Annotated in this window: 8 protein-coding genes; 2 read left to right on the forward strand and 6 right to left on the reverse strand. The window is 72.2% G+C overall.

Features of this window, described 5'->3' with window-relative positions; translation table 11 throughout:
• Nucleotides 1-15 precede the first annotated feature (15 nt).
• The 6 genes from Actob_RS39035 to Actob_RS39060 form a co-directional block, all read right to left on the reverse strand.
• Nucleotides 16-3,204 (reverse strand): cyclic nucleotide-binding protein, encoded by a 3,189-nt coding sequence (locus tag Actob_RS39035; RefSeq protein WP_284916997.1) that lies wholly within the window; start codon nt 3,202-3,204, stop codon nt 16-18.
• A 232-nt stretch (nt 3,205-3,436) separates the two neighbouring features.
• Nucleotides 3,437-4,969, reverse strand: a complete 1,533-nt coding sequence (locus tag Actob_RS39040) for a trypsin-like peptidase domain-containing protein (protein ID WP_284916998.1) — start codon at nt 4,967-4,969, stop codon at nt 3,437-3,439.
• 39 nt (nt 4,970-5,008) lie between these two features.
• On the reverse strand, nt 5,009-6,565 hold the full coding sequence (locus Actob_RS39045) for a sensor histidine kinase (protein ID WP_284916999.1): 1,557 nt from the start codon (nt 6,563-6,565) through the stop codon (nt 5,009-5,011).
• Between the two features lie 10 nt (nt 6,566-6,575).
• Nucleotides 6,576-7,289: a response regulator transcription factor gene (locus Actob_RS39050; RefSeq protein WP_284917000.1), complete on the reverse strand. Its 714-nt coding sequence runs from the start codon at nt 7,287-7,289 to the stop codon at nt 6,576-6,578.
• A gap of 114 nt (nt 7,290-7,403) precedes the next feature.
• Nucleotides 7,404-8,171, reverse strand: coding sequence for a lysophospholipid acyltransferase family protein (locus tag Actob_RS39055; RefSeq protein WP_284917001.1), 768 nt, complete (start codon nt 8,169-8,171; stop codon nt 7,404-7,406).
• Nucleotides 8,168-8,929, reverse strand: a complete 762-nt coding sequence (locus Actob_RS39060; protein ID WP_284917002.1) for a GNAT family N-acetyltransferase — start codon at nt 8,927-8,929, stop codon at nt 8,168-8,170. Before Actob_RS39060 ends, Actob_RS39055 begins: the two co-directional genes overlap by 4 nt.
• A 93-nt stretch (nt 8,930-9,022) precedes the next feature.
• On the opposite strand from Actob_RS39060, the gene Actob_RS39065 reads away from it, so the two are divergent.
• Both Actob_RS39065 and Actob_RS39070 read left to right on the forward strand, forming a co-directional pair.
• Nucleotides 9,023-9,661, forward strand: coding sequence for a hotdog family protein (locus tag Actob_RS39065; protein ID WP_284917003.1), 639 nt, complete (start codon nt 9,023-9,025; stop codon nt 9,659-9,661).
• 155 nt (nt 9,662-9,816) lie between these two features.
• On the forward strand, nt 9,817-13,515 hold the full coding sequence (locus Actob_RS39070) for a multifunctional oxoglutarate decarboxylase/oxoglutarate dehydrogenase thiamine pyrophosphate-binding subunit/dihydrolipoyllysine-residue succinyltransferase subunit (RefSeq protein WP_284922481.1): 3,699 nt from the start codon (nt 9,817-9,819) through the stop codon (nt 13,513-13,515).
• Nucleotides 13,516-13,559 lie beyond the last annotated feature (44 nt).

Genomic DNA, 13,559 nt, shown 5'->3' on the forward strand with positions numbered 1-13,559 from the left:
GAGCCCCTCCCTGGATCAACTCGGCCCGGTCGTCCCCTCCGGCGGCGAGGTGGTCTGCTCCGGCGCGGGCGACGTCGTGCTCGACGTGGCGGTCGGCGTCGAGCCGGTCGTCGTCGGCGCTGTCGGTTGCGACGTGGTCGAGGTCGCCGTCGGTCGCGTCGGCGGCCTGGTGGTGGTGGTCGGTCGCGTGGTCGGCCGGGCCGTCCGGGTGGTCTGACCGTTCGGCCTGGTGGTCTCGTCCGGGTCCGGTGTGGCGCTGGTGCTCGGCGACGCCGAGGCGCTCGGCGACGCGCTGCTCGGGCTGCCGCTCACGCTCGGCGCGGTGGTGGCCGGCGTGGTCGGGGCGGACGGGAACGGCGCCTCGGACGCGTCGTCGCCCTCGCTGACCGACGGCTGGGTCACCTTGACCCCGTCGCCACAGCTCAGGTCGCCACCGCTGGGCTGGCTGGTCACGCCGCCCGCGGTGACGGTGCCGTTGGCCACCGCGATCGACGCCAGGTCGACGGAGTACCAGGCCTTGCCGGTGTTGGTGACGTCGCCCTGCACCCGGGCGATGGTCAGGCCGAGGGGCTGGAACGCGCCGCTGGTGCCGGCCGTGCCGGCGAGCACCCGCCCGCTCTCCAGGGTCAGCCGGCCGGACGGGGCCGGCTCCCGGCCGGACGCCACCGCCGCCGCGTTCAGGGTGATCCGGGCGCCCGGGCAGAGCAGCACCGCGCCGCCACCCGGGAAGGTCAGCCGGGCCCGGCTCCTGGCCGGCGCCTCGACCTGCGTGCCGGCGCTCAGGTAACGCTGGTCGTCGACGTCCAGGGTGGCCGCGGCGCCGCCGCCCCCGCTGGTCACCGCGGTGCCCCGGTCGACGGTGAGCAGCACCCGCTCGGTCGGCATCTCCGCCCAGGCCGGACCGGTGCCCAGATCCAGGGCCAGGCCGGCGACGCTGACCACGACCAGCAGGCTGACGAACACCCACATCCGCTTCTCGAAGTGCCTGTCGACGTCGAACTCCTCGTCACCCTCCGGTGGCGGGCCGGGCGGCACCGCCAGCGGCGGGTGCACCGCGCCGGGCCGGACCGCCAGCGGGGCGCCGGGCCGGACGCTGGGCATCGGCGCGCCCGGCCGGGCCTCGACACCGATCAGCGGCGGCAGGTCGGAGGCGTCCGGGATGATCCAGAGCCGGACCGGGGTACGGGTCTGCGCCACCATCCCCGGGTTACCGTCGCCGACCGGGCCGACCAGCGTGCCGCGGCGCAACTCGGTGCCGTCCGCCATGGCGATCACACCGGACTCGACCACCACCGCGTGGGTCGGCCCGTGCAGCATCACCGGGGCGCCCGGGTCCAGGTCGACCGGGTGGGCCGCGGCGATCAGCGCGAGCTGCTGGTCCTCCTCCAGGCCGGCCAGCGCCGGGGTGTCGGCGAACAGCGCCTCGGCCTCGGCCCGCTCCATCGGCGGCGGGCCGGGCAGCGGGCCGATCACGGTGGCCACCGTCGAGGTGGGCACGGCGAGCAGGGTGGCACCGGCGGCGGCGTGCCAGTCCAGGGAGGCGGTACGGCCGGTGAGCGCGGCGGCCAGGCCGACCACGCTGCCCGGGCCGGCGTGGTGCCGGATGCTGCCGCCCGGGTCGCCGGGCCGGCGGCCGTGCAGGGCGCCCTCGACCACCACGTAGACGGCGGCCTGGTGCTCGGCGGCCAGCACCAGCTGGCGGCCGGTCGGCGGGTGCTCCCAGCGGGCCCGGGCGGCCAGCGACTGCAGTGCCGGCTCGGGCAGCCCGCCCAGGTCGGACGCGTGGAGCGCGGCCAGCCGGCGGGGCATGTCCTTCTCCTGGTCGCGCTCGGCGGCCCGCCGGCGCCAGCGCCGCCAGCCGGCGCCGAACCGGCCGAGCAGGAAGTAGAGCGGCGGGGCGGCGAGGCCGAGCAGCATCACGGCGAGCAGCAGGCGGGCGGCGACGCCCTCGTACCAGAGGCCGATCACCAGGCCGTGCACCCGGTCGGTCCACAGCCGGTAACCCAGGACCACGGCGGCGGCCGCCCAGAACAGGGCGAGCACCCCGTAGAGCCCGATCAGGCGCCCCTCACGGTCCAGGGTCGACCAGCGCGGGCCGCGCCGGCGCAGCCGCCCGCCCAGCCAGGCCAGGCCGCGGGCCCGCAGGTCCGGGATCTCCAGCCAGTCCATCAGCAGATAGTGCCCGTCGAGCGGCAGCAGCGGGCTGAGGTTGAAGAAGGTGTGCAGGTAGAACAGGAAGGCCAGTTTGAAGGCGAGGCCGCCGGTGATCGGTACGGCCAGGCCGATCAGCTGGGCCAGCCCGGCCAGCGCCAGGCCGGTGGCCGGCCCGGCGGCGGTGACCGCGATCCGGGCCCGGCGGCCGGCCATCCACACGTCGCTGGTGTCGACGAAGACGGTCGGCAGGCCGAAGTGCAGCATCAGCCCGGCGGACGGCACCTCTCGGCCGACCCGTTTGGCGGCCAGCGCGTGGCCGAGCTCGTAGAGCCCGTGGGCGACCACGTTGAGCAACAACAGTGCGATCGCGCCGAGTAGGTACGAGTCACCCGTCAGGAACAACGCGCTGCTGCCCCGCTGCCAGGTGAACAGGAACAGCACCCCGCCGGCCAGCGCCAGCAGTGTGCCGAGCCAGACCGCCGGGCGGGTGAAGAGCAGCTTGCCGGCGCCGTTGTAGAGGCCGGTGAGCAGGCCGTCGGCCGGCACCGAGAGGATCCGGCGGCCGCGGACGGCGGCCAGCAGCGAGCTGCCCGCCCGTTTCGGCAGCGGTTCCTGGTGCAGCTCGCGCAGCGGGCGGAAGGCGTCCCGCGGGAGGTCCTCCAGCATCCGGTTGCCGGCCAGGTCGGCGACCACCCGGCGGACCTGGTCCGGGGCGAGCCGCCCGGCGATCCGGGCGAACTCGGCGACCAGCCGGGCCACCGTGCTGGTCCCGTCCATCATCAGGGCCAGCTGGTACTCCTCCGGAGCCAGCCGGAGGTAGCGGCTGCGGCCGCCGTCCTCGGGCGAGCGGAGCATCACGTACCGCCCGCCACGGACCGTGGTGCGGTGCCGGACCTCGATACCGCCGCGCAGCTCGGGGCGGGCGCTGGCCGGGTTCAGGCGGTCGGCGACGGCGTGCCAGAGACCGGCGTCGGCGGGACCCGCCGGGGCTCCCGGCGCCCGGCCGGCCAGAGCTTCCCAGACATTGGTCCGGGTTTCGACGTACGTCAACTCGCTGGGCCTCTCACTCCGCGCCTCTCACTCCGCCGAAGCGAAACCGCGCCACCGGCATGGCGCTGCCCATGGCGAAAGGAGATTAGAAGGAAGCCTGGGCAAACGCGAGTCCCCGCCGCCGAAACCTAGCCGTTCGTCAGGAAAGTCCAGAATCACGGCATAGATAGGAATACGGCGGGTGACGTGCCCACCCGGTCACGTCACCCGCCGTAGCGAAAGGAGCGGTGGCTTACCGAGACTCTTGGAGCGTCACGGTCACCGACTTGGCGGCACCGTTGCGGGTGAAGCTGATGGTCATCTTCTGACCGACCTCGCCGGTCTGGACCGCTGCCACCAGGTCGTCGGACTGGGCGATCTCCTTGCCGTCGACCTTGGTGATCACGTCGCCCTGCTGGATCCCGGCCTTGGCCGCGGCGCTGTTCGCCACCACCTGGCTGACCAGGGCGCCGCCGTTCTCCGCGGTGGTCACGCTGACGCCGAGCGCCGGGTGGCTCACCTTCTTGCCCTCCATCAGCGCCTTGGCGACGGCGGTCGCCTTGTTGCTCGGGATGGAGAAGCCCAGGCCGATGTTGCCGGAACTCTGTCCGGAGGTGGCGATCGCCGAGTTGATCCCGATCACCTCGCCGTTCGTGTTGACCAGCGCGCCGCCGGAGTTGCCCGGGTTGATCGGGGCGTCGGTCTGCAGCAGGCCGGTCATCGTGGTGGTGCCCGACTGCTGTTGCTGCTGCTGCGAGCCGCCGAACGGGTCCTGGCCCTGGCCCTGCTGGTCCTCGCCACCGGACTCGATGGTGCGGTCCTTGGCGCTGATGATGCCGGCGGTCACCGAGCCCTCCAGGCCCAGCGGGCTGCCGAGCGCCAGCACGGTGTCGCCGACCTCCATCTTCGAGCTGTCGCCGAAGGTGGCGGCCTTCAGCCCGCTCACCCCGGAGGCCTTGACCACTGCCAGGTCGGTCCGCGGGTCGGTGCCGACGATGGTGGCGGTGGCCTTCTTGCCGTCCGCGAAGATGATGTTCACGGTGTCACCGGTGGCGCTGGCGACCACGTGGTTGTTGGTGACGATGTAGCCGTCGGCGCTGAGCACCACGCCGGAGCCCTCACCCGACTGGGTGGTGATCGACACCACGCTGTCCTGCACCGCGGAGGCGATCTGGGCCAGCGACGAGCGGTCCACCACCCGGGTGACCGAGGAGTTGCCGGACTGCAGCGCGGGAGCGCCGTTGTCGTCGTGCATCGCCAGCGCGGTGGCGGCGCCGACCCCGCCGGAGAGCAGCGCGACGAGCACCGCCGCGGCGCCGGCCAGGATGAACTTGCGACCGCGGCCGGGGCGGGGCGGCTCGCCGGCGGGCGGCTGGGCCCAGACCGGGACGACGCCCTCGGGGTTGGCCGGCTGGTGGTACTGCCCGTAACCGGGCTGCTGCTGGTGGCCGAAGGGCTGGTAGCCACCGGAGGTCGGCACCCCGGAGACCGGCTGCTGCCACGGCGACTGCGGCACCTGGGGCGGCTGCGGGGCGGCCGGGTGGTAGCCGGTGGGCTGGTAGCCACCGGGCTGGGCCCAGGGGTTGTGCGGCGGCTGCGGGCCGGCCGGTGGCGTGGGGTGCGCCGGGTGCTGGGCACCCGGGGTGGGGGCCGCGGACTGATGAGCGGCGACGTGCGGGGCAACCGGCGGCTGCGCGGCAGTCGGCTGCTCAGACTCCACCCGCTCCGTGCTGCTGTGCTCAGCGCCGGCGTCCGCGGGCCGCGGGTTGGTCTCGTTCTCGTTCATGTTTCTTACTCTGCCCCGTGCGACTCGTACCGAACTGTGCTAGTCCTGAAGGTTTTCTGTGAACCCTTTATCCGGATTTATGGTGGGCAAGGTGACGCGGAAGGTGGCGCCCTCGCCGGGCTCGCTCACCACGTCGACGGTACCGTTGTGCGACCGTACAAGAGCCGCCACGATGGCCAGCCCGAGGCCGGTCCCGGTGGCCGCCCGATCGGTGTTGCGGGTCCGCGCGCCGTCCACCCGGTAGAACCGCTCGAAGACGTGCGCCCGCTGCTCCGGGGTGAGGCCGGGGCCGGTGTCGGCCACCTCCACCACCGCGTGGTCCTCGCCCTCGGCGTAGAGCCGCAGCGTCACGGTGGCCTCCGGCGGGGTGTGCACCAGCGCGTTCGTCATCAGGTTCCCGATCACCTGGCGCAGCCGGCCGTCGTCGCCGAGCGCCACCAGCCGCTCGTGCTCGTCGCGCACGTCCAGCTCGATCACCCGGTCCGGGGCGGTCGCCTGGGCGGCCTGGACCGCGTCCATGGCCAGCACCGGCAACTCGACGGGCGCCAGGTTGAGCGGCCGCTCCCGGTCCAGCCGGGCGAGCAGCAGCAGGTCCTCGACCAGCAGGCCCATCCGGGCCGCCTCGTCCTCGATCCGGCGGACCAGCCGGGCCACCGCCTCCGGATCGGAGACCGCGCCCTGACGGTAGAGCTCGGCGAACCCGCGGATCGTGGTCAGCGGCGTCCGCAGCTCGTGCGAGGCGTCCGCGACGAACTGCCGCATCTTCTCCTCGGAGCGCACCGCGCGGCCCTCGGAGGCCTGGGCCGCCTCGGCCGCCTCCATGGCCCGCTGCTCGGACGCGGCCCGGGCGTAGAACGCCGTCTCGATCTGGGCGAGCATCGCGTTCAGCGCGCTGGAGAGCCGGCCCAGCTCGGTGGTCGGCTCGCCGCCGTCCACCTCCGGGTCGGGCACCCGCTGGCTGTAGTCGCCGGCGGCGATCCGGCCGGCGGTCCGCTCGATCTGCAGCAGCGGGACCAGGCTCTGCCGGACCAGCGCCGCGCCGACGATCGCCAGGGCCAGCAGCACACCGACACCGACCAGCACGTCCGCCCAGATCAGCCGGGCGATGACGCCGTTCACCCCGTTCATCCGGGCACCGACGTGCACCAGGGTGTCGCTGTCGTCCAGGCGCTCGACCACCAGCCGCCACATGTACTTGCCGTTCTTGGAACGCACGGTGTACGGCTTGTCGAGTTTCGCCGCGACCGCGTCCACCCCAGCGGTGAGCGGCGGCAGGTCGTCCCCGCGCACCCGGAACCCGGAGACCGTGGGACCGATCCCGTCGATCCCGGTGAAGGCGAGCATGTAGTCGCTCGTCGTGTACACCTTGAAGTTGGCGGTGGCCAGCGCGCCCAGGTCGGTGTAGGTGTCCTTCAACTGGGTGTCCAGCTGGTTGACCATGTACGTGTGCAGGGCGATGGTGCTGGCCGAGCTGATCAGGGTCAGCGCGGCGAACACCAGCACCAGCACCGAGGCGACGAGCTTGGTGCGGAGCGAGACCTTGCGCAGGCTGGCCTGCGGCGGGAGCGAAACGCGTACCCGCTCGGAGATCGACATCACGGGATCCCTAGACGGCTGGCTTGCGCAGCACGTAACCCACCCCGCGCAGGGTGTGGATGAGCCGCGGCTGCACGTTGTCCACCTTGCGGCGCAAGTAGGAGATGTACGACTCGACGATGTTGTCGTCACCGCGGAAGTCGTACTTCCACACGTGGTCGAGGATCTGCGCCTTGGAGAGCACCCGGTTCGCGTTGAGCATCAGGTACCGCAGGAGCTTGAACTCGGTGGGCGAGAGCTGCACCCGGCTGCCCGCGCGGTACACCTCGTGGGTCTCCTCGTCGAGCTCCAGATCGGCGAAGACCAGCCGGGACGGCTGCTCCTCGCCGGCCGAGGTGCGGCGCAGCACCGCGCGGATCCGGGCGGTGAGCTCCTCCAGGCTGAACGGCTTGGTGACGTAGTCGTCGCCGCCCAGGGTGAGCCCGCGGATCTTGTCGTCGGTGCCGTCCCGGGCGGTCAGGAAGACCACCGGGGTGCGCTGGCCGCCCTCGCGCATCAGCCGGATCACCTCGAAGCCGTCGAGGTCGGGAAGCATCACGTCGAGCACGACCAGATCGGGCGCCGCGCTGCGGGCCGCGCTGACCGCGGCGCTGCCGCTGGTCGCGGTGGTGACGTCGAACCCGGCGAAGCGCAGGCTGGCGGAGAGCAACTCGAGGATGTTCGCGTCGTCCTCGACGACGAGCAGCTTCGCCTCACTCTGCTTGGGCTGGGTCTGAGCGGCCATGCGGCCATCCTCTCCCCGGCCGCTGCGCCTCTGCTGCAGGCTTGCTGAAAATTTTCTGTGAGCAGCGTTTCCCACCCGGACGGGCTCAGCCGATTCGCAGCCGCCGGGCAGCTCTCATGCGGCCAGCCGGTAGCCGTGCCCGGCCAGGCTGCGCTGCGCCGCCCGGGCCAGGGCCCGCCGGTCCGCGCCGGGCACCGGCCGCAGCGCCGGCGCGGTGATCACGGTGATCGTCGTCCGGCGCACCCGGGCGATCCGGCGGATCGACTCCAGCAGCGTGTCCTCGCCGATGAAGGACGCCTCGGTGGTGTCGTAGGAGATCGAGGTCGGCACCACCGGAGCGCCCGCGTCGATCGCCGCCTGGAAGAACGCGGGCCGGAAGTCGCCGCGCTCGGCCCCGCAGTACGTGGTGCCCTCCGGGAAGACCGCCACCGACCGGCCGGCCCGCAGCGCGGCGGCCACCTCGCCGACCGTCGCCGGCAGTGCCCGCGGCCGAGTGCGGTCGACGAAGATCGTGCCGATCCGACCGGCCAGCTCGCCCACCGCCGGCCAGGCCCGTACGTCGTGCTTGGCCACCAGGCTCGTCGGCGTCACCGCCACCAGGGCCAGGATGTCCGTCCAGGAGATGTGGTTGGCGACCAGCAGGCTGCCCGGGCGCGGCGCCGGCCCGCGTACCACCAGTCGCACCCCGAGCACCGCGAGCAGCGCGCGGGCCAGGGCACGCGGCATGGCGCCGCCCAGCATCGCCGGCAGCAGGCCGGTCAGCAGCACGCCGAACACCGCCGCCACGCGCAGGCCGGCCGCCCATCGGGTGGCGCGCGGCCCGGCGCCGGGCCGGCACCGGTCGCCGCAGCCGGAGGCCGGCTGCCACAGCGTGGCGGTCATCGGGTGGCTCCGAGGAAGTGCCGCCGGTACCGCGGGTCCAGCCGGTCCATCGAGAACAGCACGTAGAAGTCCGCGCAGTCGAAGTCCGGGTCGTACGCCGGCTCGCCGCAGATCCAGCTGCCCAGCCGCAGGTAACCCCGGAGCAGCGGGGGAACCGCCACCTTCGGGTCCGGGACCAGGCCGGCCGGCACCGACCACGGGCGGCGCGGGCGGATCCGCAGCGCCGGCGGGGCCAGGTGCTTGCCGTTGATCCGCTCCCGCACGCCGGCCGCGGTGATCCCGCCGTCGGCCAGCGGCACCGAGGCGCAGCCGCCGAGCCAGCGCAGGTTGTTCAGGTGCAGGTAGCGGGCGATGCCGCTCCACATCAGGTTCATCACCGCGCCGGACCGGTGGTCCGGGTGCACGCAGGAGCGGCCGATCTCCACGAGCTGGTCGCGCAGCGGGCGCAGCGCGCTCATGTCGAACTCGGTGTCGGCGTACCGCCGGCCGGCCAGCTCGGCGGCGCGCGGCGGCAGCATCCGGTAGGTGCCGACCACGTCGCCGGTCGCGTCGTCGCGGACGATGAGGTGGTCGCAGTGCGCGTCGAACTCGTCGACGTCCCGGCCGTCGGCCGCGGTGGTGAGGGTGGCCCCCAGCTCGCCGGCGAAGACCTCGTGACGGAGTCGCTGCGCGGCCTCGACCTGACCGGTCTCGTCCGCGATGAGGAGGGTGTAGCCGCTGGTCCCGGTGGGTGCGGCGGCCGTCATCAGAACTGCCATGTGATCTGTGTAAGGGTGACACCTGCCGATGGCGTGTCGCTCCAGGTGGCGATGCGTGTCCGGTGGGTGAACGGCTTGTGCGATGGTCGGGGGATGCGAATCCCGGCACGGTTCAACGGTCCGCCCGGCACCGGCAACGGCGGGTGGTGTGCGGGCGTCTTCGCCGCCGCCGGCGGCGCGGGTCAGGTGACCCTCCGCCAGCCGCCACCCCTGGAGACCGACCTCGAGATCAAGGACGAGGTGGTGTACGCCGGCGACCGCGTGATCGCCGAGCTGGGTGCCGGCGACCCCGGCCCGGGCGTCGACCCGGTCCCGTGGGACACCGCGGTCGCCGCCGCCCGCGACTACCCCGGCTTCACCGCCCACCCGTTCCCGGCCTGTTTCGTCTGTGGCCCGGAGCGCGCCGAGGGCGACGGCCTGCGGATCTTCCCGGGCCCGCTGCCGGACGGCCGGATGGCGGCGCCGTGGACCGCCCCGGACGAGGTGTCGCTCCCGCTGGTCTGGGCGGCCCTGGACTGCCCGGGCGGCTGGACCGTGATCCGGGACGGCCTGGTCTTCGTGCTGGGCCGGATCGCGGCCGCCGTGGACGAGCTACCCGTCCCGGGTGACCACTATGTGATAACCAGTGCGGTGAAGGATGTCACCGGACGCAAGGCGCTGGTCGACTCGGCGCTCCACGATCGCGGTGGCCGGCGGCTCGCCACCGCCCGCGCCACCTGGATCCGCCGCTGAAGCGCGAGCGGATCACGGGGCGGAGCTAGGTCACAGAGCGGACGTCCGGGCGGACGGCGCTCGCGCACGGCGTAGCCTGGTACCGGATCCTAGCCCGTCCCGCGTGACGGAGAAGTCACGTGATGACAAACACGGTGAAAGAGGCGAACGCGGCAGTGTCGACGCAGCAGACTTCGCAGGACAATCCACTCGCGGATTTCGGTCCCAACGAGTGGATCGTCGACGAGATGTACCAGCGATACCTTGCCGATCCGTCCAGCGTCGACCCCGCTTGGCACGATTTCTTCGCGGACTACAAGCCGGCGATGGCCTCGGGCTCGATCGCGACGCCGGACGAGGCGACGGCGGCCAACGCGACGAAGTCGGCCGCCAAGGCCGGCACCGACGCGCCCGCGGCGGCCACGGTGGCGCCGGCCAAGCCGGTCACCCCGTCCGCCCCGGCGAAACCGGCGGAGTCGGCCAAGGCCGCGCCCAAGCCGCAGGTGCAGGCGGCGCCGGCCGGTGCCAAGACCACTGTCCTGCGCGGCGTGGCCGGCAAGATCGTGCAGAACATGGAGGCCTCGCTCCAGGTCCCGACCGCCACCTCGGTGCGTGCGGTGCCGGCGAAGCTGATGATCGACAACCGCATCGTGATCAACAACCACCTCTCCCGCGGGCGGGGTGGCAAGGTCAGCTTCACCCACCTGATCGGCTGGGCCCTGGTCCGCGCCGTCGTCGCGCACCCGGAGATGAACAACATCTACGCGGAGATCGACGGCAAGCCCACCCTGGTGCAGCCGGAGCACATCAACCTGGGCATCGCGATCGACCTGGCCAAGAAGGACGGGTCGCGCACCCTGGTGGTGCCGTCCATCAAGAACTGCGAGGAGATGGACTTCCGGCAGTTCCACCAGGCGTACGAGGACGTGGTCCGCCGCGCCCGGCGCAACGAGCTGACCATGGACGACTACTCCGGGACGACGATCTCGCTGACCAACCCCGGCGGCATCGGCACGGTCCACTCCATCCCCCGCCTGATGAACGGGCAGAGCGCGATCATCGGCGTCGGCGCCCTGGAGTACCCCGCGCCGTACTCGGGGATGAGCGACGAGACCCTCACCGACCACGGGGTCAGCAAGGTCACCACGCTGACCAGCACCTACGACCACCGGGTCATCCAGGGCGCGCAGTCCGGCGAGTTCCTCAAGGTGATGCACGAGCTGCTGCTCGGCGGGCACGACTTCTACGATCAGATCTTCACCTCGCTGCGGATCCCGTACGAGCCGGTGCGCTGGGTGCGCGACGTGGCCCGGACCTCCGAGGGCCAGATCGACAAGGCCGCGCGGGTGATCGAGCTGATCCACGCGTACCGGGTGCGCGGGCATCTGATGGCCGACACCGACCCGCTCGAGTTCATCATCCGCAAGCACCCCGACCTGGACGTGCTCCAGCACGGGCTGACCCTGTGGGACCTGGACCGGACCTTCCCGGTCGGCGGCTTCGCCGGCAAGCAGAAGATGAAGCTGCGCGACGTGCTCGGCGTGCTGCGGGACACCTACTGCCGCCGGGTCGGCATCGAGTACATGCACATCCAGGACCCGGAGGAGCGCCGCTGGATCCAGGAGCGCATCGAGGTCAAGTACACCAAGCCGGACACCGACGAGCAGAAGCACATCCTGCTCCGGCTCAACCGGGCCGAGGCCTTCGAGACGTTCCTGCAGACCAAGTACGTGGGCCAGAAGCGGTTCTCGCTGGAGGGCGGCGAGTCGCTGATCCCGCTGCTGGACGCGGTGCTGCAGTCGTCCGCCGAGGCGGGGCTGGACGAGATGGTGATCGGCATGGCCCACCGTGGCCGGCTGAACGTGCTCACCAACATCGTCGGCAAGCCGTACGAAAAGCTCTTCAACGAGTTCGAAGGCTGGATGGACCCGAAGTCGGCGCACGGCTCGGGCGACGTGAAATACCACCTGGGCCAGACCGGGAAGTACACGACGCCGGACGGCGAGCACTCGACGACGGTCAGCGTGGTGGCCAACCCGTCCCACCTGGAGGCCGTCGACCCGGTCCTGGAGGGCATCGTCCGGGCCAAGCAGGACCGTCTGGACCTGGGCCTGCACGGCTACACGGTGCTGCCGGTGCTGGTGCACGGCGACGCCGCGTTCGCCGGCCAGGGCGTGGTCGCCGAGACGCTGAACCTCTCCCAGCTGCGCGGTTACCGCACCGGTGGCACGGTCCACGTGATCGTGAACAACCAGGTCGGCTTCACCACCGCGCCGGAGTACAGCCGCTCCTCGATGTACTCGACCGACGTGGCCCGGATGATCCAGGCCCCGATCTTCCACGTGAACGGCGACGACCCCGAGGCCGTGGTGCGGGTCGCGAAACTCGCGTTCGAGTACCGCCAGGCGTTCAACAAGGACGTCGTGATCGACATGATCTGCTACCGCCGCCGCGGTCACAACGAGGGCGACGACCCGTCGATGACCAACCCGCGGATGTACCAGATCATCGACACCAAGCGCAGCGTGCGGAAGCTCTACACCGAGGAGCTGATCGGCCGCGGCGACATCACCGTGCAGGACGCCGAGGAGCAGCTGCGCGACTACCAGTCCCGGCTGGAGGAGGTCTTCAAGGCCACCCGGGACGCGGTGAAGAACCCGCCGCGGCCGCACATCATCGCCGAGGAGCCGGAGCCGGAGACCGAGACCAAGGTCGACGCCGACACGGTGCGGGCGGTCGGCCAGGCGCACGTCGAGCTGCCCGAGGGCTTCACCCCGCACAAGCGGGTCCAGCAGCTGCTCGACCGGCGCGCCAAGATGTCCACCGACGGCGGCATCGACTGGGGCTTCGGTGAGCTGATCGCGTTCGGCTCGCTGCTGGCTCAGGGCGTCACCGTCCGGCTCGCCGGGCAGGACTCCCGCCGGGGCACGTTCACCTCGCGGCACGCCGCGATCGTGGACTCGAAAACCGGCAAGGACTTCCTGCCGGTCAGCACGCTGGCCACCGGCAACGCCCGGTTCTTCGTGCACGACTCGCTGCTCTCCGAGTACGCCGCGATGGGCTTCGAGTACGGCTACTCGGTGGAGAACCCGGACGCGCTGGTCCTCTGGGAGGCCCAGTTCGGTGACTTCGTCAACGGCGCCCAGTCGATCGTCGACGAGTTCCTCTCCTCCGGCGAGGTGAAGTGGGGCCAGCAGTCGTCGCTGGTGCTGCTGCTCCCGCACGGCATGGAGGGCCAGGGCCCGGACCACTCGTCCGGCCGCCCGGAGCGGTTCCTGCAGCTCTGCGCCCAGGACAACATGCGGGTGGCGAACCCGACCACCCCGGCGAACTACTTCCACCTGCTGCGCCGCCAGGCCCTGTCCAGCAAGCGCAAGCCGCTGGTGGTCTTCTCGCCCAAGTCGCTGCTGCGGCACAAGCTGGCGGTCTCCGCGGTGTCCGACTTCACCGAGGGCACCTTCCAGCCGGTCCTCGGCGACGCCGGGGTCAACGGCCAGCCGCTGGACGCCGGCTCGGTGAAGCGGGTGCTGCTCTGCTCCGGCAAGGTCTACTACGACCTGTTCCAGGCCCGGGCCGACCGCGGCGTCACCGACACCGCGATCATCCGGATGGAGCAGATCTACCCGCTGCCGGTGGAGGAACTCAAGGCCATCCTGGCGCAGTACCCGAACGCCGAGGACTTCGCCTGGGTCCAGGAGGAGCCGGCCAACCAGGGCGCCTGGTCGTTCGTGGCGCTCAACCTGCTGGAGCACCTGGAGGGCGTCCGGCTGCGCCGGATCTCCCGCCCGGCGGCGGCCGCTCCGGCGGTCGGCTCGGCCAAGATGCACGAGGCCGAGCAGCAGGCGCTGATCGAGGCGTCGCTGCCGCGCCCGTAAGGGTTCATCGGACGGGGCGCTCCGCGGCGGCGGGGCGCCCCGTC

Source organism: Actinoplanes oblitus (assembly GCF_030252345.1).
In the GTDB taxonomy this organism is placed as follows: Bacteria; Actinomycetota; Actinomycetes; order Mycobacteriales; family Micromonosporaceae; genus Actinoplanes; species Actinoplanes oblitus.